The 23,295-nt window shown below is 73.6% G+C and carries 19 protein-coding genes and 2 pseudogenes; 18 read left to right on the plus strand and 3 right to left on the minus strand.

What is annotated here, in order from left to right; genetic code table 11:
- Window positions 1-49 precede the first annotated feature (49 nt).
- Together ACZ4V6_RS17620 and ACZ4V6_RS17625 are read right to left on the minus strand one after the other, a co-directional pair.
- Window positions 50-820, minus strand: coding sequence for a DeoR/GlpR family DNA-binding transcription regulator (locus ACZ4V6_RS17620; protein WP_467827988.1), 771 nt, complete (start codon window positions 818-820; stop codon window positions 50-52).
- Between the two features lie 273 nt (window positions 821-1,093).
- Window positions 1,094-1,903 carry an NAD-dependent epimerase/dehydratase family protein gene (locus ACZ4V6_RS17625; protein WP_467827990.1) on the minus strand — a complete coding sequence of 270 codons (810 nt, stop codon included), beginning with the start codon at window positions 1,901-1,903 and terminating at the stop codon, window positions 1,094-1,096.
- Window positions 1,904-2,149: 246 nt separating this feature from the next.
- Between ACZ4V6_RS17625 and ACZ4V6_RS17630 the strand changes: the two genes are divergently transcribed.
- Entirely contained in the window at window positions 2,150-3,121 is a 972-nt protein-coding gene (locus ACZ4V6_RS17630; protein ID WP_467827992.1) for a 5-dehydro-4-deoxyglucarate dehydratase, read from the plus strand.
- Window positions 3,118-4,287 carry a hypothetical protein gene (locus ACZ4V6_RS17635; protein WP_467827995.1) on the plus strand — a complete coding sequence of 390 codons (1,170 nt, stop codon included), beginning with the start codon at window positions 3,118-3,120 and terminating at the stop codon, window positions 4,285-4,287. Before ACZ4V6_RS17630 ends, ACZ4V6_RS17635 begins: the two co-directional genes overlap by 4 nt.
- A 55-nt stretch (window positions 4,288-4,342) precedes the next feature.
- On the opposite strand, the gene ACZ4V6_RS17640 is transcribed toward ACZ4V6_RS17635, so the two are convergent.
- A complete protein-coding gene (locus ACZ4V6_RS17640) occupies window positions 4,343-5,602 on the minus strand; it encodes an MFS transporter (protein ID WP_467827997.1) in 1,260 nt (419 codons plus the stop codon).
- Window positions 5,603-5,740: 138 nt separating this feature from the next.
- Here ACZ4V6_RS17640 and ACZ4V6_RS17645 point away from each other — a divergent pair, with 138 nt between their 5' ends.
- From ACZ4V6_RS17645 to ACZ4V6_RS17720, 16 genes and pseudogenes are all read left to right on the plus strand, one after another.
- The gene (locus ACZ4V6_RS17645; protein WP_467828000.1) at window positions 5,741-6,367 is read left to right on the plus strand and encodes a TIGR03086 family metal-binding protein; all 627 of its coding nucleotides are present in this window, start codon (window positions 5,741-5,743) and stop codon (window positions 6,365-6,367) included.
- Window positions 6,368-6,414: 47 nt separating this feature from the next.
- A pseudogene (locus ACZ4V6_RS17650) lies at window positions 6,415-7,204 on the plus strand (MBL fold metallo-hydrolase); the annotation flags it as partial.
- Window positions 7,205-7,342: 138 nt separating this feature from the next.
- Window positions 7,343-8,011, plus strand: a complete 669-nt coding sequence (locus ACZ4V6_RS17655; protein ID WP_467828002.1) for a GntR family transcriptional regulator — start codon at window positions 7,343-7,345, stop codon at window positions 8,009-8,011.
- Window positions 8,008-8,916, plus strand: coding sequence for a dihydrodipicolinate synthase family protein (locus ACZ4V6_RS17660; RefSeq protein WP_467828005.1), 909 nt, complete (start codon window positions 8,008-8,010; stop codon window positions 8,914-8,916). The genes ACZ4V6_RS17655 and ACZ4V6_RS17660 overlap by 4 nt, the downstream gene beginning before the upstream one ends.
- Entirely contained in the window at window positions 8,913-10,652 is a 1,740-nt protein-coding gene (gene araD / locus ACZ4V6_RS17665) for an L-arabinonate dehydratase (RefSeq protein WP_467828008.1), read from the plus strand. Before ACZ4V6_RS17660 ends, araD begins: the two co-directional genes overlap by 4 nt.
- Window positions 10,653-10,773: 121 nt before the next feature.
- Complete coding sequence (locus ACZ4V6_RS17670; RefSeq protein ID WP_467828010.1) at window positions 10,774-11,709, plus strand: carbohydrate ABC transporter permease; 936 nt, start codon at window positions 10,774-10,776, stop codon at window positions 11,707-11,709.
- A complete protein-coding gene (locus ACZ4V6_RS17675) occupies window positions 11,706-12,602 on the plus strand; it encodes a carbohydrate ABC transporter permease (protein WP_467828013.1) in 897 nt (298 codons plus the stop codon). Before ACZ4V6_RS17670 ends, ACZ4V6_RS17675 begins: the two co-directional genes overlap by 4 nt.
- Window positions 12,599-13,756: a Gfo/Idh/MocA family protein gene (locus tag ACZ4V6_RS17680; RefSeq protein WP_467828016.1), complete on the plus strand. Its 1,158-nt coding sequence runs from the start codon at window positions 12,599-12,601 to the stop codon at window positions 13,754-13,756. Before ACZ4V6_RS17675 ends, ACZ4V6_RS17680 begins: the two co-directional genes overlap by 4 nt.
- On the plus strand, window positions 13,753-14,598 hold the full coding sequence (locus ACZ4V6_RS17685) for a DUF6807 domain-containing protein (RefSeq protein ID WP_467828019.1): 846 nt from the start codon (window positions 13,753-13,755) through the stop codon (window positions 14,596-14,598). Before ACZ4V6_RS17680 ends, ACZ4V6_RS17685 begins: the two co-directional genes overlap by 4 nt.
- A complete protein-coding gene (locus ACZ4V6_RS17690) occupies window positions 14,595-16,148 on the plus strand; it encodes a glycoside hydrolase family 43 protein (protein WP_467828022.1) in 1,554 nt (517 codons plus the stop codon). The genes ACZ4V6_RS17685 and ACZ4V6_RS17690 overlap by 4 nt, the downstream gene beginning before the upstream one ends.
- A 33-nt stretch (window positions 16,149-16,181) precedes the next feature.
- Window positions 16,182-17,234 (plus strand): annotated as a pseudogene (locus ACZ4V6_RS17695) (pectate lyase family protein); the annotation flags it as partial.
- Between the two features lie 83 nt (window positions 17,235-17,317).
- The gene (locus ACZ4V6_RS17700; protein WP_467828025.1) at window positions 17,318-18,682 is read left to right on the plus strand and encodes an ABC transporter substrate-binding protein; all 1,365 of its coding nucleotides are present in this window, start codon (window positions 17,318-17,320) and stop codon (window positions 18,680-18,682) included.
- 153 nt (window positions 18,683-18,835) lie between these two features.
- Window positions 18,836-19,633 carry a rhamnogalacturonan acetylesterase gene (locus tag ACZ4V6_RS17705; RefSeq protein ID WP_467828028.1) on the plus strand — a complete coding sequence of 266 codons (798 nt, stop codon included), beginning with the start codon at window positions 18,836-18,838 and terminating at the stop codon, window positions 19,631-19,633.
- Between the two features lie 33 nt (window positions 19,634-19,666).
- Window positions 19,667-21,001, plus strand: a complete 1,335-nt coding sequence (locus ACZ4V6_RS17710; protein ID WP_467828031.1) for a pectate lyase family protein — start codon at window positions 19,667-19,669, stop codon at window positions 20,999-21,001.
- A gap of 78 nt (window positions 21,002-21,079) precedes the next feature.
- Window positions 21,080-22,201: a pectinesterase family protein gene (locus tag ACZ4V6_RS17715; RefSeq protein ID WP_467828033.1), complete on the plus strand. Its 1,122-nt coding sequence runs from the start codon at window positions 21,080-21,082 to the stop codon at window positions 22,199-22,201.
- Complete coding sequence (locus ACZ4V6_RS17720; protein WP_467828035.1) at window positions 22,185-23,255, plus strand: dienelactone hydrolase family protein; 1,071 nt, start codon at window positions 22,185-22,187, stop codon at window positions 23,253-23,255. Before ACZ4V6_RS17715 ends, ACZ4V6_RS17720 begins: the two co-directional genes overlap by 17 nt.
- Window positions 23,256-23,295 lie beyond the last annotated feature (40 nt).

Consider the following 23,295-nt stretch of genomic DNA (forward strand, 5'->3'; position numbering starts at 1 on the left):
GGGGCGGTCGAGGGCGTGGGGATGCCCTGCGGGGACGTGCGGGTGGTGCTCAGACGCGGATGACCTGGGGGCCGAGCAGTGAGTAGCGGTGGGCCTCGGCCGCGGGCAGGAGGGTGCTGGTGACGATGGCCTCCAGCGCGCCGACCTCCGCGAAGCGGCAGAAGCTGACCGCGCCGAACTTGGTGTGGGTGCCGGCGAACACGGTGCGGCGGGCGGCGCGGACGGCCTGCGCCTTGACCTCGCTGACGGCGGGGTCGGGGGTGGTCAGGCCGTGCTCGCGGGAGATGCCGTTGGCGCCGATGTAGGCCAGGTCGACGACGAACCCGGCGAGCATCTTGGTCGTCCAGTGGTCGACGGTGGCGAGCGTGCCGGGGCGGACCCGGCCGCCGAGCAGCAGCACGGAGGTGTCGCCGGCCTCGGCGAGGGCGCCCGCGACCGGAAGGGAGGCGGTGACCACGGTCAGCGGGCGGTCGCGGGGGAGGGCCTCGGCGATGAGCTGGGGGGTGAAGCCCTCGTCGACGAAGACCGTCTCGGCGTCGCCGAGCAGCTCGGCGGCGGCGGAGGCGATGCGGCGCTTCTCGGGGACGTGGCTGGTGGCGCGGAAGGCGAGCGTGGTCTCGAAGCCGGCGCTCTCCACGGGGTAGGCGCCGCCGTGGGTGCGGCGCACCAGGCCGTGGTCCTCCAGGGCGCGCAGGTCGCGCCGTACGGTCTCCTTGGCCACGCCCAGTCCGGCCGCGAGCGCGGTGACGTCGACCGAGCCGGTGGCGCGGGCGATCCGTACGATCTCGCGCTGCCGTTCCTCCGCCGTCCTCGCGCTCATGCCGAGCACCCGCCCCACCGCCTCGTCGCCGTGTCCTTGCCCGTTCGGGCCCTGTGCGGCCCCTGGGTGAAGTTCTACAGCGGCCCCGCGGCACTGACCAGGCCTGTTGCGGGCCCGATGCTGCCCGGTTGTGCCCGCTTCGGCCGCCGGGCGACCGTCGCGGACCTGGGAGGCAGCGGTGCGCGGGGTGGAATCGGGCAGCGCGGATGCCCGCATGCGGGGGCGGGCGGGCCCGTTCGGTGCCCGCCCGCCCGTCGTGGCGCCGTGTTCCGGTCAGTACGGCCAGATCGGGGGGTCGGTCACGAAGTGGCCGCCGAGGCACGCGTGCGCCGGGTCGCCCGGGTCGAGCTCGCCCTGTTCGGCGATGAGCTTCTCGGCGTACGGCTCGGAGTCGTCCCGGGGTTCGTAGCCGAGGGCCCGCGCGGAGGTGAGGTCCCACCACAGCCGGGTGTTGGCGGAGGAGCCGTGCACGACGGTGTGGCCGACGTTCTCGGCGGTGAGCGCGGCGTGCAGGAGGCGGGCGCCGTCGGCGGGGCTCATCCACACCGAGAGCATGCGCACGCTGGTCGGCTCGGGGAAGCAGGAGCCGATGCGGACGGAGACGGTCTCCAGGCCGTGCTTGTCCCAGTAGAGCTGGGCGAGGTCCTCGCCGAAGCACTTGGACAGGCCGTAGAAGGTGTCCGGGCGGCGAGGGGTGTCGACCGGGATGAGGGGGTCGTCGCCCTGCGGGCGCGGGGTGTAGCCGACGGCGTGGTTGGAGGAGGCGAAGACGATGCGCCCGACGCCCTCCTCCCGGGCGGCCTCGTACAGGTGGTACGTGCCCTCGATGTTCGCCTTGAGGATCTTCTCGAACGGGGCTTCCAGGGAGATGCCCGCGAGGTGGATGATCGCGTCGACGCCCCGGACCGCCTCGCGGACGGCGTCCTTGTCGGCGAGGTCGGCGACGATCGCGTCCGGCTCGCCCTCGACGGGGCGCAGGTCGAGCAGGCGCAGCTCGTAGCCGTAGCCGGGGAGCAGGTCCCGCATCAGGGTGCCGAGGCCGCCGGCGGCGCCGGTGAGCAGGACGGTGCGGGGAGCGGGCATCCTCGGGGTCTCCTGGGGTCTCCTCGAAGCGGCCGCCGTACGCATGGACGCACGGCGTTCATATGCGTGGACACGCTAAGGAGGGGAGGCGCGGCCCGTCAAGTGGTCCGGGCGAGGCGGTGCGGAACGGAAGACTCCGCTGGTGTGTCGGCCGTTGGCGCGCTTGACCGGCCTTCGGGGGGCGGCTTACCGTGGCTTCGTTCAGAAATATAGACACCGATCACGCATATGGAATGGGGAGCGCCCGTGACCTCAGCCCCTCTCGCCACCCGGCTCGCTGTCCCCAGCGGGCCGCTGTTCTTCCCCGTCACGGCGTACGGCCCCTCCGGCGAGATCGACCTCGACGTCTACCGCGCCCATGTGCGCCGCGGTGTCGAGGCCGGGGCCGCCGCCGTGTTCGCCTGCTGCGGCACCGGGGAGTTCCACGCGCTCACGCCCGAGGAGTTCCAGGTCTGCGTGCGGGCGGCCGTGGAGGAGACGGCCGGGCGGGTGCCCGTCGTCGCCGGCGCGGGCTACGGCACCGCGCTCGCCGTGCGCTACGCCCGCCTCGCCGAGGAGGCGGGGGCCGACGGGCTGCTCGCCATGCCGCCGTACCTGGTCGTCGCCGGCCAGGAGGGGCTGCTGCGGCACTACCGGGAGGTGGCGGCCGCGACCCCCCTCCCGGTGATCGTCTACCAGCGGGACAACGCCGTGTTCACCCCGGAGAGCGTGGCCGAACTGGCCCGCACGGACGGCGTCATCGGCCTCAAGGACGGGCTCGGCGACCTCGACCTGATGCAGCGCACCGTCAGCGCCGTGCGCACCCAGGTCCCCGGCGGCGACTTCCTCTACTTCAACGGCCTGCCGACCGCCGAGCAGACCCAGCTCGCCTACCGCGCGCTCGGCATCACCCTCTACTCGTCGGCCGTGTTCTGCTTCGCCCCCGAGATCGCCCTCGCCTTCCACCGGGCGCTGCGCGAGGGCGACGACACGACCGTGCACCGCCTGCTGGACGGCTTCTACCGGCCGTTCGTCGAACTGCGCGCCCAGGGCCGCGGATACGCCGTCGCCCTGGTCAAGGCGGGCGTACGGCTGCGCGGACTGGACGTGGGCGAGGTGCGGGCGCCGCTGCACGAGCCGAGCGAGGACCACGTGAAGCAGCTCGCCCGGCTGATCGAGCGGGGACAGGCCCTGCTCGACGGCGAGGGCGCGGACGGGAACGAGGGGGAGGGCGAGTGAAGACGTCGGCGTTCGTCTACCCGTGGGACGTCAACGGCGACCCCGGGGCGGCCGGGTTCGTCGCGGGCGTCGGCGTGGAACAGGTGACGCTCGCCGCCGCCTACCACTCCACCCGCGCCCTCACCCCCCGCCACCCGCGCCACCGCGTCGTCACCGCCGAGTACGCCGCCGTCCTCTACCCGCCGGACGCCGCCCGCTGGGAGGGCCGCCAGTTGCGTCCGTACGAGGCCGGCGACTGGGCGCCCGGCGACGCCTGGGGCGAGGCCGCCGCCGCGCTCGCGGACGCGGGCCTCGAGGTGCACACCTGGGTCGTCCTCGCCCACAGCTCCCGCCTCGGCGCCGAGCAGCCGCACACCTCCGTCGTCAACGCCTACGGCGACCGCTACCCCTGGGCGCCCTGCATCGCGCAGCCCGCCACGCGCGCGTACCTCACCGATCTGGCCGTCGAGGCGGCGGTGCGGCCGGGGGCACGCGGCACCGAACTGGAGTCCCTCGGCTGGTACGGGCTGGCGCACCTGCACGCCCACGACAAGACCGGCGGAGTGGGGCTGGGGGACGCCGGCCAGTACCTGATGTCGCTGTGCTTCTGCCCGCACTGCCGCGAGGGGTACGGCGCCCGGGGCACGGACCCCGGTGAACTGGCCGCCGCCGTCCGGACCGCGCTGGAGCCGGTGTGGCGGGGGGCGGCGCCCTCGGACGGGGGCTGGGTCGGCGTGGAGAAGCTGCTCGGCGAGGCGCCGGCGAACGCCACGCGCGCGTGGCGGGACGACACCGCGCGCACGCTCCAGGAGACGGCGGTCGCGGCCGTCCGGGCCGCCGCGCCCGACGGCTTCCAGGTACTGCTGCACGCCGACCCGGTGTCGTACCACTGCGGCGCCAACGCCGGCGTCGACCCCGCGCACGTCCTGTCCGTCGCGGACGGCGTCGTCGTGCCCTGCACGGGCGGTGCGGACCCGCTGACCCCCTTCGCCGAGCAGGGACGCGCCGGGGCCGTGCTCGCCGCCAACCTCACCGTGGTCTCCGGCATGGGCGGCAGCCCGCGCACCCTCACCGCGGACGCGGCACGCGCGCGCGAGCTGGGCGCGACGGAACTGCGGCTGTACCACGCCGGGCTGGCGTCGGACGGGGACCTGGAGGCGGTGCGCTCGGCGCTCGCGGCGAGGTGATCGGGGGCGGGCCGGCGCGGCCGCGCCCCCTCGCGCGTGCGGTGGGCCCGGCGCGTCACTCCGGGGCGGACGGCGAGGGCGGGGCGGCGCACCCGGCGTCCGCCGGCCGCCGGGCGAGGGGTGCCGCCGTCACCAGCAGCACGGCCCCCGCGGCGGGCAGCAGCAGCCGGAGGCCGACCGCTTCCACCAGCGCCGCGCCCAGGGCCAGTCCGAGCACGTTCGGGGTGAAGAGCAGGGAGTTGGCCGTCGCGGTGACCCGGCCCAGCAGCGGCCCCGGTGTCTCGTGCTGGACGGCGGTCAGGGCGGCGATCAGCACCGCCGGCATGCCCGCGCCGGCCGCCGCGAAGGACACCAGGGCCACCGCGTCGTACGGGACGGCCCGCACCGCCACCGCCACCGCCAGCAGCGCGATCCCGGCCGCCGCGAACCGCCGCTCGCCCAGTCGCCGCAGGGCGGGCCCGGCGGACAGCCCGACCGCCACCGAGCCGGCGCCCTGGACGGCGTACAGCACGCCCGCGTAGGAGGGGGAGCGCCCCAGGGAGTCGACGACGGCGTACGCCGTCGCTCCGCAGACGCCCGCGCACAGCATCATGACGCCTCCCGCGAGGACGAGCGGGCGCAGCCGCGGGTTCCCCCACAGGTACCGGGCGCCGTCGGCCGTCTGCCGCCGCCAGGTCACGGCGGGCGGCTCCGGCGGCGCCTCCCGCACCCGCAGGGCGGTGTACACCCCCGCGGCCAGCACGAACGTCGCCGCGTCCAGCACCGCCACGCTCGCGCCGCCGTACACCGCGTAGACGCCCGCCCCCGCCAGGGGCGCCACGAGCTTCATGCCCTCGGTGGCGGTCATGCGCAGCCCGTTGAAGTCGCCGAGCAGCCGGGGACCGACGGCGGCGGCGACGAGCGCGGACTCGGCGGCGTCATGGACGACGCCCATCGCGCCGTACACGAACAGCACCGCGAACAGCAGCCACACCGTGTCCGGCGAGTCGACGGCGAAGAGCGTGAGCAGGAGGCCGGCGAGCAGCAGGTTCCCGGTGATCAGCAGCGGCTTGCGGCGGACGCGGTCGGCGAGGGTGCCCAGCGCCGGGCCCGCCAGGGCCGGCGCCCACATCGCGAGCATGCACAGCGCCGCGAGCCCGTCCGATCCGGTGAGCTCCTTCACCCACACGCCGGACGCCAGCCACAGCGCCGAGGTGCCGAAGCCGGACACCACCACGCCCGCGAGGTACAGGCCCGCGTCGCGGTCGCGCAGCACGCGGACCACGGGCCAGGCCCCCCGCGCCGTCTTCCCCTTGTGTCCCGTCCGTGACGTCATGCCCGCAAGCGTGGACCTGAGGCGGGCCGGCCGGCATCGGGCAGATGCCCCGGAAGCCGGCCGCGCGACCGATGAGTTCCCCGGCCGGGATCGGTCCACCTCCCTAGAAGGCCGGCCGTGCGGACCGAGGAGCAGCTCATGACCCAGGACACCACCGCCCCCACGCCCACGCTCGACCTCGGGCCGCAGACGCGGATCGTGGCGCGCCTCGCCGAGGGCGTGGGCGACGCGAGCCTCGGCGACCCGACGCCGTGCCCGGACCTGGCCGTGCGCCACCTGCTCGGCCACCTGACCGGCCTGGCCGCCGCCTTCCTCGACGCGGCCCGCAAGGACCTGGGCGCCCGCACCGACACCAGCCCCGGCGCGAGCGTGCCCGACATCGGCCCCGGCTGGCGCGAGGAGCTGCCCGAGGTGCTCGGCGAACTCGCCGAGGCCTGGCGGGCCCCGGAGGCCTGGGCCGGCATGACCCGGGCCGGCGGCGTCGATCTGCCCGGCGCGGTCGCCGGTGCCGTGGTGGCCGACGAGCTGGTGGTCCACGCCTGGGACCTGGCCCGTGCCACCGGCCAGGAGTACGCGCCCGACCCGGCCGCGCTCCAGGTCTCGCACGGCTTCCTCGCCGCCGCGGAGGAGTCCGACGGTGGCGCAGGCGTCTTCGGCCCCGTCGTCCCCGTCCCGGCCGGCGCCCCGCTGCTGGACCGCACGGTGGGTCTCAGCGGCCGCGACCCGGGCTGGACCCGCCCCGCGGCACCGCGGCCCGCCCCGTAGGGGCGTGGAGGGGCGGGCGCGCGCGGGGACGGAAGACCCACCGTCGCGTGGGGTCGCGCGCCGGCAGGCCCCGCGAGCGTGGCGGGGCCGCACACGTTCCCCGCACGGCGCTCTCCCTCACCGTCCTCGGCACCGCCTCCCCGCACCCCGCCCCGGACCGCCCCTGCTCCGGCCACCTGCTGCGCGGCGGGGCGCCGAGGTGTGGGTGGACGCCGGGCCCGGCACGTTCGCGGAGTTGCAGCGGCACACCGATCCGGCGCGGCTCGGTGCGATACGGATCCCGCACCTGCACGCGGACCACGGCGCCGGCCTGCTGTCGGCGGTGTACGCCTTCGCCCACGGCGGCGCGACCCCGCCCGCGCCCGTCCCCGTGTACGTCCCGCAGGGCTGCGCCGAGCGCCTGGCAGGGTTCCTCGGGCGGCCGGACACCGCGTTCCTCGACGCGGTCCTCGACTTCAGGCCGCTGTAGACGGCCACGCCGTGCGCCACGGCGGCCTGCGCCTCACCGCCCGCGCCGTGGCGCACGACGTCGAGGCGTACGCGCTGCGGGCCGAGTGCGCCGGCCGGGTCCTCGCCTGCTCGGGGGACGGCGGACCGTGCGCCGCGCTCACCGGACCCGCCCGCGACGCCGACCTCTTCCTGTGCGAGGCGGACATCGACGCGCATCGCGAAGGCGAACAGGTGCACCTGACACCCGAGGGCGCGGGGAACGCCGCCCGCGAGGCCGGTGCCCGGCGCCTGCTCGTGACGCACGCCGGACCCACGCCCACCCCCAGGACGGCGACCGCACGGGCCGCCGCGGCCTCCGGCGGGCCGACCGCCGCCGCACGCGAGGGCCTCGGCACGCCCGTACGAGCACCGTCCGAACTTTCTTCGTCAGAAGCATTGACGCGGCCCGGTGCCCCTCCTACCTTCAACGCGTCGTACTCCGTACGTCATATATGAGACGCGATATGTGAGATCCGAGAGGCGCGCATGACCTCTGTGCCCACGCCGATCCCCTCCCGCACGCAGTACGTGCTGGAGGAGATCAAACGCCGCATCCTCACCGGACGCCTGACGCCCGGTCAGGCCCTGGTCGAGACCGACCTCGCCGCGCAGTTCGGGGTGTCCAAGACACCGGTGCGCGAGGCGCTCAAGACCCTGGCCGGCACCGGACTGGTCGTGATGAGCCAGTACAAGGGCGTCACCGTGCGCATGGTGGACGCGGACATGGCGCGCGAGGTCTACGACGTGCGGCTGCTCCTGGAGCCGGAGGCACTCAAGCGCGCGGTCCGCCGCGGCGCCTCCCTGGAAGCGGCCCGCGACGCGCTGGCCCGGGCCGACCAGGCCACGGACACGGCCGAACGGTCGCTCGCCAACCGCGAGTTCCACCGCGCCCTGTACGTTCCGTGCGGCAACCCGCTGCTCGGCCGGATGCTCGACGAGGTCCGCGACCAGGCGGCCCTCGTCTCGGCCGTCGCCTGGGCCGCCGACCCCTCCTGGGAACGGGAGGCGGACGAGCACCAGGAGATCCTGCGCCTCGCCCTCGCGGGCGACGCGGACGGCGCGGCGAGCGCCCTCCACGCCCACATCGCGTCGTTCGTCGAACGGGCCTTCCCGCACGCGGGTCCCGAGGCCCAGGAAGAGGTCGGTCAGGCATGACAACGACGTTCGAGACCCAGCGGGCGGCCCTGGCCGACGTGGTGGCGATCCCGGTGACCCCGTTCGCCGAGGACGGCTCCGTCGACCCGGCCGGCTACCGGGCCCTGCTGCGTCGTCTCCTCGACGCCGGCATCACGACCCTCACCCCCAACGGCAACACCGGCGAGTTCTACGCCCTCTCCCCGGCCGAGCGCCGCCTCGTCACCGAGCTGACCGTCGAGGAGGCCGGCGACGGGGCCGCCGTCCTGGTCGGCGTCGGCCACGACGTGCCGACCGCGGTGGCCTCCGCGCGGCACGCCCGCGAACTGGGCGCCCAGATGGTGATGGTCCACCAGCCCGTCCACCCCTACGTCTCCCAGGGCGGCTGGGTCGACTACCACCGCGCGATCGCCGAGGCCGTGCCCGAACTGGGCGTCGTGCCCTACCTGCGCAACCCCCAGCTCCCCGGCTCCCGCCTCGCCGAACTCGCCGACCACTGCCCCAACGTCCTGGGCGTGAAGTACGCCGTCCCGGACGCGGCCCGGTTCGCCGCCTTCGCCCGCGACGCCGGCCTCGAACGCTTCGTGTGGGTGGCGGGGCTCGCCGAGCCGTACGCCCCCTCCTACTTCTCCGCCGGCGCCACCGGCTTCACCTCGGGTCTGGTGAACGTCGCCCCGGCCGTCTCGCTGAACATGATCGAAGCGCTTCGAGCGGGCGACTACCCGGCCGCCATGAAGGTCTGGGAGCAGATCCGCCGCTTCGAGGAACTGCGCGCCGCCAACGGCTCCGCCAACAACGTCACGGTCGTCAAGGAGGCCCTCGCCTCCCTCGGCCTGTGCCGCCGCGAGGTCCGCCCGCCCAGCAAGCCGCTGCCGGAGGACGAGCGCGCCGAGGTCGCCGCCATCGCCGCGGGGTGGGCGATATGAGGCCCCGGAAGTCCCCCGAGCAGCTCCGCAGCCACCAGTGGTACGGCAGCGGCGTCTCGTCGGGCCTGCGCTCCTTCAGCCACCGCGCCCGCACCCGCCAGCTCGGCTACCTGCCCGAGGAGCACCTCGGCAAGCCGGTCATCGCGATCCTCAACACCTGGTCCGACATCAACCCCTGCCACGTCCACCTCCGCGACCGCGCCCAGGCCGTGAAGCGCGGCGTGTGGCAGGCGGGCGGCTTCCCGCTGGAGTTCCCGGTCTCCACGCTCAGCGAGACCTTCCAGAAGCCGACCCCGATGCTCTACCGCAACCTGCTCGCGATGGAGACCGAGGAGCTGCTGCGCTCCTACCCGGTCGACGGCGCCGTCCTGATGGGCGGCTGCGACAAGTCCACGCCCGCCCTGCTCATGGGCGCCGCCAGCGTCGACCTGCCCGCCGTCTTCGTGCCCGCCGGACCCATGCTCCCCGGGCACTGGCGCGGCCAGACCCTCGGTTCCGGCACCGACATGTGGAAGTACTGGGACGACAAGCGGGCCGGCCTCATCGGCGACTGCGAGATGCAGGAACTGGAGAGCGGCCTGGCCCGCTCGCCCGGCCACTGCATGACCATGGGCACCGCCTCCACGCTCACCGCCGCCGCCGAGGCCCTCGGCGTCACCGTCCCGGGCGCCTCCAGCATCCCGGCCGTCGACTCCGGGCACGACCGGATGGCCGCCGCGGCCGGGATGCGCATCGTCGAGCTGGTCCACAGGGACCGGAAGCTGAGCGACATCCTCACGGCCGACGCCTTCGAGGACGCCGTCACCACGGTCCTGGGTCTCGGCGGCTCCACCAACGCCGTGATCCACCTGATCGCCATGGCGGGCCGCGCCGGCGTCAAGCTGACCCTCGACGACTTCGACCGCATCGCCCGCACCGTCCCGGTGCTCGCCAACGTCCGCCCCGGCGGACAGACGTACCTGATGGAGGACTTCCACTTCGCGGGCGGCCTGCCCGGGTTCCTGTCCCGGATCCCGGACCTGCTCCACCTGGACCGCCCCACCGTCTCCCACGACACCCTGCGCGAGCAGATCGCCGGTGCGCGGGTGCACGACGACGACGTCATCCGGCCCCGCGACAACCCGGTCGCGAGCGAGGGCGGGGTCGCCGTCCTGCGCGGCAACCTCTGCCCGGACGGCGCCGTCATCAAGCACATCGCCGCCGAACCGCACCTGCTCAGGCACACCGGCCCCGCGGTCGTCTTCGACGACTACAGGACCATGCAGCGCACCATCAACGACCCCTCCCTGGACATCACCGCCGACAGCGTGCTGGTGCTGCGGGGAGCCGGGCCCAAGGGCGGACCGGGCATGCCCGAGTACGGCATGCTGCCCATCCCCGACCACCTGCTCAAGCAGGGCGTGCGCGACATGGTCCGGATCTCCGACGCCCGGATGAGCGGCACGAGTTACGGCGCGTGCGTGCTGCACGTGGCACCCGAGTCGTACGTCGGCGGACCGCTCGCGCTGGTGCGCACCGGCGACACGATCGTCCTCGACGTCGAGGCGCGCACCCTCCGCCTGGACGTGGACGACGAGGAACTGGAGCGCCGCAGGGCCGCGTGGACGCCGCCGCCCGCCCGCTACGAACGCGGCTACGGCGCGCTCTACAACGAACAGATCACCCAGGCCGACACCGGCTGCGACTTCGAGTTCCTGGCCCGCCCGGGCACGGTGCAGGACCCGTACGCCGGCTGACCCCGCGGCAGCGGGACACCGCACACCCACGCACCCGGAGAAAGCGCTTCCCGCGCCGCCGCGCCGCAGGCGCACCGCACGCGCACCACCCACGCACGACGTACCAGAACGGAGAACTGTCATGGCCCAAGCCGCAGCCGTGGCGAAACCGCCCGCGCCACCGAGGCGGCGCCGTGCCTCCGCCACGCCGCGCAGGCTCCCGTACCTGCTGATCGGCCCGGCGGCCCTGCTGATGCTGGGCTTCATCGCCTACCCGGTCATCAGCGTCTTCTACTACAGCCTGCAGAACTACAACCCCACCAAGCCGTGGCGGAACGGCTTCGCGGGCCTCGACAACTTCGTCAAGATCTTCACCGACGACCCGCAGTTCTGGGACACCCTCGTCTTCAGCGCCAAGTGGGTCTTCGTCGAGGTCGGGCTCCAGCTGCTCCTCGGCCTGGCGCTGGCGCTCATCGTCAACCAGACCTTCGTGGGCCGGGGGATCGGGCGCGCCCTGGTCTTCTCCCCGTGGGCCGTCTCCGGCGTGCTGACCTCCGCGATCTGGGTGCTGCTCTACAACTCCCAGACCGGCATCACCCGTTACCTCGCCGACATGGGCATCGGCTCGTACGGCACCAGCTGGCTGTCGGACACCTCGACCGTGTTCTCCGCGGCGGTGGTCGCCGATCTGTGGCGCGGTGTCCCCTTCTTCGCCATCCTCATCCTCGCCGACCTCCAGTCCGTCTCGAAGGACCTCTACGAGGCCGCCGAGGTCGACGGGGCCAGCCGCGTCAAGCAGTTCTGGCACATCACGCTGCCCCACCTGAAGGACGCCATCATCCTGTCCACCCTGCTGCGCGCGGTGTGGGAGTTCAACAACGTGGACCTGCTCTACACCCTGACCGGCGGCGGACCCGCGGGCGAGACCACGACCCTGCCCCTCTACATCGCCAACACCAGCGTCGACGCGCACAACTTCGGCTACGCGTCGGCCCTCACCACGGTCGCGTTCGTGATCCTGCTCTTCTGCTCGATCGTCTACCTGCGGCTGAGCAAGTTCGGAGGCGAGAACAAGTGATCACCAAGGAGGCCCCCGCGCCCGCCCCCGCGCCCGTGCGGGCCGGCCACGAACCGACGCGGCCGGCGAAGAAGCGCCCCGCCTGGGACGAGGTCCCCCGCTGGCAGATCTACCTGCCGCTCGGCGTCTACCTCGTCTTCACCCTGGTCCCGTTCTACTGGATCCTGCTCTTCGCGCTCCGCCCGGCCGGCTCGACCTCGCTCGTGCCCTGGCCGGTCACCTTCGAGCACTTCGAGAAGGTGTGGACCGACCGCGCCTTCGGCACCTTCTTCCAGAACAGCGTGCTGGTCGGCCTCGCCACCCTGGTCATGACGACGCTCGTCGCCCTGGCCGGCGGCTACGCCCTCGCCCGGTTCGACTTCAAGGTCAAGCGGGGCTTCATGCTCGCCCTGCTCTGCTCCCAGTTCGTGCCCGGCGCGCTGCTGCTGGTCCCGCTGTTCGAGATCTTCGCCGAGCTGAAGATGATCAACTCGCTCGGCAGCGTCATCATCGCCGAGACGGTCTTCCAGCTGCCGCTGTCGATGATCCTGATCAGCAACTTCATCAAGAACGTGCCGTACTCCCTGGAGGAGGCCGCCTGGGTCGACGGCTGCGGACGGTTCCGGGCCTTCCGGATCGTCGTGCTGCCGCTGCTGCGCCCCGGCCTGATCGCCGTCGGCTCCTTCGCCTTCGTGCACTCCTGGAACCACTTCCTGTTCGCCCTGATGTTCCTCAACGACCAGGGCAAGCAGACCATCCCGGTCGGCCTCAACACCCTGATGAGCGCGGACAGCGTCGACCTCGGCGCACTCGCCGCCGGCGGCATCATCGCCGCCGTGCCCGTCGTGATCGTCTTCGCCTTCATCCAGAAGTGGCTGATCACCGGCTTCAGCGCGGGGGCGGTGAAGGGATGAGCCGGGTTCCCGTCGTCCTCGCCGGCGCCCGCGGCCACGGCCGCTGGCACGTCGCCAACATCCGCCGTCTGGAGCGGGCGGGCCTGGTCCGCCTGGCCGGCATCTGCGAGCTGTCCCCGCTGACCGAGGAGGAGGCCGGCGGTGAACTCCCCGAGCAGTCCACCGACTTCGGTGCCCTGCTGGACTCCACCGGCGCCCGGGTCGCCGTGATCTGCACGCCGATCCCCACCCACACCGATCTCGCGCTGACCGCCGCCCGCCGGGGTGTGCACCTGCTGCTCGAGAAGCCCCCGGCACCGTCGTACGCCGAGTTCCGGCGGATGGCCGACGGGATCGCCGCGGCCGGCGTCGCCTGCCAGGTCGGCTTCCAGTCGCTGGGCTCGCACGCCGTGCCCGCGGTCCGCGCGCTGATCGCCGAGGGCGCGATCGGCGAGGTGACGGGCGTCGGCGGAGCCGGGGCCTGGGTGCGCGACGAGGCCTACTTCCGCCGGGCGCCCTGGGCGGGCCGGCGGCGGCTGGACGGCGCCGACGTGATCGACGGCGCGCTGACCAACCCCCTCGCGCACGCCGTCGCCACCGCCCTCGCGCTGGGCGGCACCGACCGTGCCGAGGACGTCGCCGGCATCGAGACCGAGCTGAGCCGCGCCAACGACATCGAGGCCGACGACACCTCCTGCGTACGGATCACCACCACGCGGGGCCACCGCGTCACCGTCGCCGCGACCCTGTGCGCGGAGCGGGCCGGCGAGCCGTACGTCCTGGTGCACGGCAGCAGCGGCCGGATCACCTTCTGGTACAAGCAGGACCGCGTCCTGCTCCAGCGCGCGGGCCACGGCCCCGAGGAGCACGACCACGGCCGCACCGACCTGCTGGAGAACCTGGTCGCCCACCTCACCACCGGCGCCGCGCTGCTGGTGCCGCCGGACGGGACCGGCGCGTTCATGAAGGTCGTCGAGGCGATCCGCCGGGCCCCCGACCCCGAGCCGCTGCCCGAGGGCGCCTGGCACCGCGTCCCCGGCGAGGACCGCCGCGTGGTCCCCGGCGTCGACGGACTCGTGGCCGCCGCCGCCGACACCCTCTCCCTGTACTCCGAACTCGGCGCCCCGTGGGCACCGCGCACGGAGCACCCGCTGAAAGAGGTGAGCACCCGATGACCGGTACCGACTCCCCGGTGCTGCGCGTGGCGGGCCGTCCCGTCGGCCGGTACGTCGTCCGGCCCGAACTGCCCGCCCGCCTCTCCCCGCGCCCCCACCTGCACCCCGTCACCACCCTGGCCGGCACCGTGGTCACCGAGTTCGGCCCCGCCGACCACCTCCATCACCTCGGCGTCGGTGTCGCCGTTCCCGACGTCGAGGGCCACAACTTCTGGGGCGGACGCACCTACGTCCGCGACCGGGGGCCGACCGAGCTCGACAACCACGGCGCCCAGCGGCACACCGCCTTCCAGCTCCGCGACCCCGACGGCTTCGTCGAGGAGCTGCGCTGGGTCGCCGCCGGCACCGAACTGCTGCGCGAGCGCCGCACCGTCGCCGCCACCGGACTCACGGACACCGCCTGGGCGCTGGACTTCACCTTCTCCCTCACCAACGTCACCCCCGGCCCCCTCACCATCGGCAGCCCCGCCACCAACGGGCGCCCCGGCGCGGCCTACGGCGGCTTCTTCTGGCGGGCCCGCAAGGAGAGCACGGCCCCGCACGTCTTCACCGCCGACCGCGAGGGCGAGAAGGACGTCCACGGCACCGCCGCCGACTGGCTCGCCCTCACCGGCGGCACCTGGTCGCTGGTGTTCGCCGGCGCCACCGACCGGACCCGGCGCGACCCGTGGTTCGTGCGCACGGAGGAGTACCCGGGCGTCGGATCCTCCCTGGCCCACGACCAACGGCTGGCGGTCGCCCCCGGCGACACCCTCGTCCGCCGGATCGTCACCGTCGTCGCCGACGGCCGCCTCGACGCCGACGGCGCGGCGGCCCTCGTACGGAAGGCGGTGTGCCCATGACCCCCGAGTCCGCGGACACCTACACCAACCCCGTCCTGAACGCCGACTGGTCCGACCCGGACGTCGTCCGCGCCGGCGACGACTTCTACCTGACCGCCTCCAGCTTCGGCCGCGTCCCCGGTCTGCCGCTGCTGCACTCCCGGGACCTGGTCAACTGGACCCTGGTCGGCCACGCCCTGGACCGCCTGGAACCGGCGGACGTCTTCGCCGGGCCCCGGCACGACTGCGGCGTCTGGGCCCCGTCCCTGCGCCACCACGCCGGCCGCTTCTGGATCTTCTGGGGCGACCCCGACCAGGGCGTCTTCCAGGTCAACGCCCCCGAGATCCGGGGCCCGTGGACCGAGCCGCACCTGGTCAAGGCCGGCAAGGGCCTGATCGACGCCTGTCCCCTGTGGGACGAGGAGACCGGCGAGGCCTACCTCGTGCACGCCTGGGCCCGTTCCCGCTCCGGCATCAAGAACCGCCTCACCGGCCACCGCATGAGCCCCGACGGCACCGAGCTCCTCGACGAGGGCAAGGTGATCGTCGACGCCGACCGCATCCCCGGCTGGTTCACCCTGGAGGGCCCCAAGCTCTACCGGCACGACGGCTGGTTCTGGATCCTGGCGCCCGCCGGGGGAGTGGAGACCGGCTGGCAGGGCGCCTTCCGCTCCCGCGACTTCTTCGGACCCTACGAGGAGAGGGTCGTCCTGGAGCAGAAGGACACCGACGTCAACGGCCCCCACCAGGGCGGCTGGGTGCGCACCGCGGCCGGCGAGGACTGGTTCCTGCACTTCCAGCAGCGCGGCGCGTACGGCAGGGTGGTCCACCTCCAGCCGATGACCTGGGGCGCGGACGGCTGGCCCGTGCTCGGCGACGACGGCGCCCCGGTGACCGTCCACCGGCGTCCCGCGCTGCCGCCGCAGCCGCCCGCCGCGCCCGCGACCGACGACGACTTCCCCGGCGGACGGTACGGACACCAGTGGTCGTGGACGGCCAACCCTCCCCCACTCTCGGCTTCGCTCGAGCGGGGGGACCCCCATGAGGGGTGGGCCGCCCGGCACTCCGGGGACGGGCTCAGGCTCGCCTGCGTCCGCACGGCCGACGCGCACGACCTGCGCAAGCTGCCGAACGTCCTCACCCAGCGGCTGCCCGGCCTGCCGTCGGCCGTCGAGGTGGAGCTGCGCCTGGACAGCACGGAGCCGGGCGCCCGCGCCGGGCTCGCGGTGCTCGGCGACGCCTACCGCTGGATCGGGCTCCAGCGGGGCGCGGACGGGGCGGTGCACCTGGTGCACCGGTTCGCCGAGTCGGTGGCCGAGGCCGAGCGGGACGCCGACCACCCCCGCGTCGCACCCGGGGCACGGGCACGGCTGCGGATCGAGACGGCACCGGGGGCGCGCTGCCGCTTCTCCTGCGACCTCGGCGACGGCTTCCGGCCCACGGGCCAGGTCTTCGCCGCCACGCCGTGGCGCTGGGTCGGCGCCCTGCTCGGCCTGTTCGCGCTCGCGCCCGCCGGCCGGGGACACGCCGGTGCCGCCGAGTTCACGCACTTCCGGATCACCCCCCAGTAACAGACCTCACCCGTACGCCTGTTGGGAGCCGCAATGACGCATCCCCGGAGCAAGCGCTTGCCGGGAACCGGCAGAACCCTCGCCGCCGTCCTGGGCCTGGCCACCACCCTCGCCCTCGGCACGGCCGGGCAGACGCACGCCGCAGCACCACCGGCAGAACGGGCGGCGGACGACCCGCACCTGGCCGACCGTCCCCACGGCTTCGCCGCCCTCGCCGGCGGCACCACCGGCGGCGAGGGCGGCGAGGTGGTCACCGTCACCGACCAGGCCGCGCTGGTGAAGTACGCGACGGCCCAGGAGCCGTACGTCATCCGGGTGGCGGGCACGATCGAGGCCGAGCCCTTCGGCGCGCAGATCGACGTCGGCTCGGACAAGACGATCGTCGGCGTGGGCGACACCGGCGAGATCGTCCACGGCGAGCTGCACCTGAAACCGGGCACGCACAACGTGATCATCCGCAACCTGACGATCCGCGACTCGGCGATCGCCGGGAACTGGGACTGCAAGGACACCGACTTCGACGGCATCCAGATGGACACCGCCCACCACGTGTGGGTCGACCACAACCGCTTCTCGAACATCTGCGACGGTCAGCTGGACGTCCGCAAGGACAGCGAGTACGTGACCGTGTCGTACAACCGCTTCGAGAACAACAACAAGACGTTCGGGCTCGGCTGGACGACGAACGTCAGGACGCAGATCACCATCGACCACAACTGGTTCTCGAACACCAAGCAGCGCAACCCCTCGGTGGACAACGCCGCCTACGCGCACCTCTACAACAACTACCTGACGGCGCAGGCCGACCCGGGCGACCCCGTGTGGACGTACGGGAACTGGTCGCGCGGCGCCACGAAGATGGTCATCGAGAACAGCTACTACCAGGACGTCCAGCACCCCTACCAGGCCGACGCCACCGCGGAACTGGTGCAGCGCGGATCGATCCTGCGCAACACGACGGGCCGCCACGACGAGTGGGGCACCGCCTTCGAACCGCGCGACCTCTACGCCTACCGGCTCGACCCGGCGGCGGCCGTACCCGCGCTGGTGAAGCGCTTCTCGGGGCCGCAGAAGCGGATCGGCACCCACTGAGCCGCCCGCAGCACCACCGATCGCCCCCCACGTCGTTCAGCACCGCACCGTTGGATCCAGAAGAAGAGAGCCGACCAATGAAGATCAGCATGCGCAGCAGCAGAAGCACGACCGGACGCCGGACGACCGCCGCCGTCGCCCTGGGGGCCGTGCTCGCGCTGACCGCCACCGCCTGCGGTGACGACGGCAGCGGGGCGGGCGGCGACAAGGGCGCCGAGGGCAGCGGCAAGGGGAAGATCGTCTTCTGGGACAACAACGGCGGTATCCGCACGGCCGTGTGGAAGGAGATCATCGCCGACTTCGAGAAGGCGAACCCGGACATCGACGTCGAGTACGTCGGCATCGCCGCCACCGAGTACCAGTCCAAGGTCGACACGGCCATCCAGGGCGGTGGCCTGCCCGACGTCGGCGGCGTCGGCGCGGCGATGCTCGCCGGGTTCTCCGCCCAGAACGCGCTGGAGCCGCTGGACAACCGGCTCACCGGATCGTCCCTGAACGGCAAGGTCAACAAGGACATGATCGAGTCCCTGCGGGCCGCCGGCGGCGGTGACGGCCGCCTCTACTCGGTGCCGACCTCGGCCAACAACGGCGTCCTCTACTACCGCACCGACCTGTTCGACAAGGCGGGCCTCGAGGCGCCGACGACCTGGGACGCTTTCTACACGGCGGCCGAGAAGCTCACCGACGCGGGCAAGAACGAGTTCGGCTACACCATCCGCGGCGGTTCGGGCTCCATCGCCCAGGCCCTCGACGCGATGTACGGGCAGTCCGGCATCACCTCGTTCTGGGACGGCGAGAAGAAGAAGACCACCGTCAACGACCCGAAGAACGTCGAGGCGCTGGAGAAGTACGCGGGCCTCTACAAGAAGGTCACGCCGGCCGCCGACGTCAACAACGACTTCGCCAAGATGGTCGCCCAGTGGGACTCGGGCACGATCGGCATGCTCAACCACAACCTCGGCTCCTACCAGGACCACGTGAAGGCGCTCGGCGTCGACAAGTTCCGCGGCATCCCGCAGCCGGTCGGCGCCTCCGGCAAGCGCGTCCAGGTGTCCAACCCGGTCGACGGGCTCGGGCTGTTCAAGAGCTCCAAGAACAAGGAAGCCGCCTGGAAGTTCATCGAGTTCGCCACCTCGAAGGAGCAGAACTCGAAGTTCAACGAGTCGGCCGGGCAGGTGCCGGCGAACACCGAGGCGGCGAAGGACGCCTGGATCTCCAAGGCCGAGCCGACGAAGCTGGCCGCCGAGGCGCTGAACGACGGGTCGACGACCATCGTCCAGCTGCCGTACTACCTGCCGGACTGGAACACGATCTCCAAGGCCGACAACGAGCCGAACCTCCAGAAGGTGCTGCTCGGGAAGATGAGCGCGAAGGACTTCCTGGACACGATGGCGGAGCAGCTCAACGAGGCGCAGGCCGAGTGGAACGAGCAGAAGGGCTGACCGCCCGAGCCGGACATCGCCGTGGGACGGTCCGTGGTTCGCGGACCGCCGGCCGTCCCCGGCTCGTCGTACCCGCGCGACGGAGCCGCATGTCGATACGGCCCCGCGCCCTCGGGGCGAGCACCCCTCCCCCTTCACGAAAGGACGACCGGCGTGTCACTCAGCCGAAGGCAAGTCACCGCGGCCGCCGCCGCTGTTCCGCTGGCGTTCGCCGGCGTCGGCACCGCGCGGGCCGGCGGGCGCGGTTCCCGCACCCTCCACATCGCCGGCGACTCCACCGCCGCGCAGAAGTACGCCGACGCCGCGCCCGAGACCGGGTGGGGCATGGCGCTGCCGTTCTTCCTCCGCAAGGACCTCCCCGTCGCCAACCACGCCGTGAACGGGCGCAGTTCCAAGAGCTTCGTGGACGAGGGGCGGCTGGACGCGGTCCTCGGCGTCGTCCGGCCCGGCGATCTGCTCCTCGTCCAGTTCGCGCACAACGACGAGAAGCGCGAGGACCCCGCCCGCCACACCGAGCCCTGGACGACGTACCAGGACCACCTGCGCCTGTTCGTCGACGGCGCCCGGGCCCGCGGGGCGCGGCCGGTGCTGGCCACACCCGTCGAGCGGCGCCGGTTCGACGCCGCCGGGAACGCGGTGCCCAGCCACGGCGAGTACCCGGCGGCGATGCGGGCGCTGGCCGCCGAGGAGGGCGTGGCCCTGCTCGACGCGCAGGCGCTGTCGCTCGCGCTGTGGCAGCGGCTCGGCGTCGAGGAGACCAGGACGTACTTCAACTGGACCGCCACCGAGCAGGACAACACCCACTTCAACCCGCCGGGCGCGATCGAGGTGGCCCGGCTGGTCGCGCGGGAGCTGCTGCGCACCCGGGTGCTGGCGCACCGGGACGTGCGCCGGCTGGACGAGGAGATCCCCGCGTCCTGGATCAGCTGGCCGCAGCCGGCCACCGCGTAACCCCCCCCCGTACCGGAAGAGGAGATCCGCACCATGAGCACACAGAAATGGCATGGGCATGCCAGTAAGAGAGCGGTCGCGCTGGTGGGCTGCACCGCCCTCGTGCTGGGCCTGACCGCCGCCGGCGCCCAGGCCCGCCCCGGCCACCACCGCTCCCACGACGTCGCCCGGCAGACGCTGCCGGCGAAGGACGGCTGGGCCTCCCAGGGCACCGGCACCACCGGCGGCGCCGCCGCCGACGCCGAGCACGTGTACACGGTCACCACCTGGGCCGAGTTCAAGGCCGCCCTCGCCGCCGCCGGCGACGCGCCCAGCATCATCAAGGTGAAGGGCACCATCGACGCCGTCTCCGAGGGCTGCGACGCCTTCGCCGTCCCCGGCTACGACTTCGACGCCTACCTGGAGAAGTACGCGCCCGAGAAGTGGGGCCTGGAGACGGACCTCGGCGCCGAGCCCGACGACAGCCCCGAGGGCCTGCGCCGCGCCTCCGCCGCCCGGCAGGACCGGTCGATCAAGGCGAACGTCCCCGCCAACACCACGGTCATCGGCGTCGGCCGCGACGCCGGGTTCAAGGGCGCCAGCCTGCAGATCAAGGGCGTGGACAACGTCATCGTCCGCAACCTCACCCTCGAGAGCCCCGTGGACTGCTTCCCGCAGTGGGACCCCACCGACGGCGACAGGGGCAACTGGAACTCCGAGTACGACAGCGCCGTCGTCCACGGCTCGACCCACGTCTGGCTGGACCACAACACCTTCACCGACGGCGAGCACCCCGACAGCGCGGCCCCGACCTACTTCGGCATGCTCTACCAGCAGCACGACGGGCAGCTGGACGTCGTCAAGGGCGCCGACCACGTCACCGCCTCCTGGAACGTCTTCGGCGAGCACGACAAGACGATCCTCATCGGCAACAGCGACAGCGAGTCCACCGCCGCCGGCGACCGCGGCCACCTCAAGGTGACCTTCCACCACAACCTGTTCAAGAACCTCGTCGAGCGCGCGCCCCGCGTCCGCTTCGGCCAGGTCGACGTCTACAACAACCACTTCGTGGCCTCGGACGACTACGCCTACAGCTTCGGCGTCGGCAAGGAGTCCGCGCTCGTCGCCGAGCACAACGCCTTCACGCTCCCGAAGGGCGTCAGCGCCGCCAAGGTCCTCAAGCGGTGGAGCGACGCCCCGGTCACCGCCGCGCACAACCGGGTCAACGGCCGCACGGTCGACCTGATCGCCGTGCACAACGCGGAGGTCCCCGCCGAGACCCTGCGGTCCGGCGCGGGCTGGACACCCACCCTGCGCACCCAGGTCCTCCCGGCCGCGGCGGTCCCCCACGTCGTCGACCGCGGCGCGGGCGCCGGCCGCCTGCGCTGACGCGCACCCGAACCGGGCCGGGGCGCCCGCACCGCCCCGGCCCACCCCGGTCCCGCCATCCCCCGAAGGAGCACGCGCATGCCCCGTCCCGCCCCGTCCCGCAGAGGCTTCCTGCTGGCGGCCGCCGCCGCGGGCGCCGCCGTCGGTCTCACCGCCGGCCCGGCCCTCGCCGGCGGCCGCCCCCGTCCGTTCGGCCGCCACGGCTCGCCCTCGGCCCGCCGCACGCCGAAGACCCTGTATGTCGACCCGCACGGCCGCGGCGACTTCACCTCCGTCCGGGCCGCCGTGACCGCGGCCACCGGCAGCGGCTGGACGCTCGTCCTCGCGCCCGGCACCTACCGCGAGACGGTCGCCGTCGACGCCACCCGCACCGACACCACCTGGATCGGCGCCTCCGAGGACCCGCGCGACACCGTCATCGTGTACGACAACGCGGCCGGCACCCCCAAGCCGGACGGCTCCGGCACCTACGGCACCAGCGGCTCGGCCACCGTCACCGTGCAGGCCGACGGCTTCACCGCCCGCCGGATCACCTTCGCCAACGACTGGCTGCGCGCCGACCACCCCGGCTGGACCGGCACCCAGGCCGTCGCCCTCAAGGCCCAGGGCGACCGCGCGGCGTTCCACCACTGCCGCTTCCTCGGCCACCAGGACACCCTCTACGCCGACACCCGCGCCCTCGACCACTTCGCCCGCCAGTACTACGCCCACTGCTACGTCGAGGGGGACGTCGACTTCGTCTTCGGCCGGGCGACCGCCGTGTACGAGAACTGCCACTTCCGCACCCTGGCCCGCACCGACCTCGCCGCCGCCCCCTACGGCTTCGTGTTCGCGCCGTCCACGGCGGGCGCCAACCCGCGCGGCTACCTGGTGACCCGGGGCCACGTCACCAGCGAGGCGCCCGACGGCTACTACAAGCTGGCCCGCCCCTGGGTGCCCAGCTCCGACACCACCGCCCGCCCGATGCTCACCGTGCGCGAGACCCACCTCGGCGCGGGCATCGACGCCCTCGCGCCCTACACCGACATGCGGGACACGTACCCGTGGCAGGAGCAGCGGTTCCGCGAGTACCGCAACACCGGCCCCGGCGCCGCGATCACCGCCCCGGACAGCCGGCCGCAGCTGACCCGCGCCGAGGCCGCGGCGCACACCAGGGAGGCGTACCTCGGCGACTGGCGTCCGTATGCCGGCCACCGGTGACCTGCCCGGCTTCCACCGGGCGCTCAAGGACGAGCTGACCTTCCCGCTCGCCTGGGGCACCTCGCCGGTCCGCGACTTCGCGCAGTGGCGGCGCACGGCCCGCGCCACGGTCGAGGCACACCTCCTCGTCGACCGGCAGGACGGCACGCCGTACGCCCCCGAGTTCGCCGACCGCTCGGACGGCGACGGATACACGCGCGAGACGGTCACCCTCTCCCTCACGCGTTACGCCCGGGTCCGCGGCGCCCTGCTCACCCCGCGGGGCGCCGGTCCCTTCCCGGCCGTCCTCCTCCTGCACGACCACGGCTCCCGGTTCGACATCGGCAAGGAGAAACTGGTCCGGCCCTGGTACGACGACACCCGCCTGCCCGCCGCCCGGGACTGGACGGACCGGCACTTCGGCGGGCGGTTCCCCGGCGACGAACTGGCCCGGCGCGGCTATGTGGTGCTGTGCCTGGACGCCCTCGGCTGGGGCGACCGCGACCCGCTCGCCTACGAGGGTCAGCAGGCCCTCGCGAGCACCCTCTTCCACCTGGGCAGCTCCCTCGCCGGGCTGATGGCCCGCGAGGACGAGCGGGCCGCCGGCTTCCTGGCCCGCCTGGACCGGGTGGACGCCCGGCGGGTGGCGGCCCTGGGTTTCTCCCTGGGCGGCTACCGCGCCTGGCAGACGGCCGCGCTCAGCGACGACGTCGCCGCCGCCGTGAGCGTGTGCTGGATGACCGGGCTGAAGGAGATGATGGTCCCCGGCAACAACACCCTGCGCGGACAGTCGGCCTTCCACATGCTGCACCCCGGGCTCGCCCGGCACCTCGACCTGCCCGACGTGGCGAGCCTCGCCGCACCGAAGCCGATGCTGTTCCTGAGCGGTGAGCACGACCCGCTCTTCGCACCCGGGGGAGTCCGGGCCGCCCACGCCCGGCTCCGCGCGGTCTGGGAGTCGCTGGGCGCCGGCGGCCGGCTGCGCACCGAGGTCGTGCCCGGCGTCGGGCACGCCTTCACCGGTGCCATGCAGGACGACGCGACCGGCTGGCTCGACGCGGTCCTCGCCGGCTAGCGGGGCACCGGTCCGGCCGGGGCCGGGGCCGGTACCACCG

The organism is Streptomyces sp. NPDC029152 (assembly GCF_055564355.1).

What these genes read in the sequence shown, in the direction of transcription:
- ACZ4V6_RS17655 (WP_467828002.1), top strand. Translation starts at nt 7,343, where the DNA reads ATGACCTCTGTGCCCACGCCGATCCCCTCCCGCACGCAGTACGTGCTG.
- ACZ4V6_RS17700 (WP_467828025.1), top strand. Translation starts at nt 17,318, where the DNA reads ATGAAGATCAGCATGCGCAGCAGCAGAAGCACGACCGGACGCCGGACG.
- ACZ4V6_RS17720 (WP_467828035.1), top strand. Translation starts at nt 22,185, where the DNA reads ATGCCGGCCACCGGTGACCTGCCCGGCTTCCACCGGGCGCTCAAGGAC.
- ACZ4V6_RS17640 (WP_467827997.1), bottom strand. Translation starts at nt 5,602, where the DNA reads ATGACGTCACGGACGGGACACAAGGGGAAGACGGCGCGGGGGGCCTGG.
- ACZ4V6_RS17620 (WP_467827988.1), bottom strand. Translation starts at nt 820, where the DNA reads ATGAGCGCGAGGACGGCGGAGGAACGGCAGCGCGAGATCGTACGGATC.
- araD (WP_467828008.1), top strand. Translation starts at nt 8,913, where the DNA reads ATGAGGCCCCGGAAGTCCCCCGAGCAGCTCCGCAGCCACCAGTGGTAC.
- ACZ4V6_RS17625 (WP_467827990.1), bottom strand. Translation starts at nt 1,903, where the DNA reads ATGCCCGCTCCCCGCACCGTCCTGCTCACCGGCGCCGCCGGCGGCCTC.
- ACZ4V6_RS17680 (WP_467828016.1), top strand. Translation starts at nt 12,599, where the DNA reads ATGAGCCGGGTTCCCGTCGTCCTCGCCGGCGCCCGCGGCCACGGCCGC.
- ACZ4V6_RS17660 (WP_467828005.1), top strand. Translation starts at nt 8,008, where the DNA reads ATGACAACGACGTTCGAGACCCAGCGGGCGGCCCTGGCCGACGTGGTG.
- ACZ4V6_RS17690 (WP_467828022.1), top strand. Translation starts at nt 14,595, where the DNA reads ATGACCCCCGAGTCCGCGGACACCTACACCAACCCCGTCCTGAACGCC.
- ACZ4V6_RS17710 (WP_467828031.1), top strand. Translation starts at nt 19,667, where the DNA reads ATGAGCACACAGAAATGGCATGGGCATGCCAGTAAGAGAGCGGTCGCG.
- ACZ4V6_RS17685 (WP_467828019.1), top strand. Translation starts at nt 13,753, where the DNA reads ATGACCGGTACCGACTCCCCGGTGCTGCGCGTGGCGGGCCGTCCCGTC.
- ACZ4V6_RS17645 (WP_467828000.1), top strand. Translation starts at nt 5,741, where the DNA reads ATGACCCAGGACACCACCGCCCCCACGCCCACGCTCGACCTCGGGCCG.
- ACZ4V6_RS17670 (WP_467828010.1), top strand. Translation starts at nt 10,774, where the DNA reads ATGGCCCAAGCCGCAGCCGTGGCGAAACCGCCCGCGCCACCGAGGCGG.
- ACZ4V6_RS17715 (WP_467828033.1), top strand. Translation starts at nt 21,080, where the DNA reads ATGCCCCGTCCCGCCCCGTCCCGCAGAGGCTTCCTGCTGGCGGCCGCC.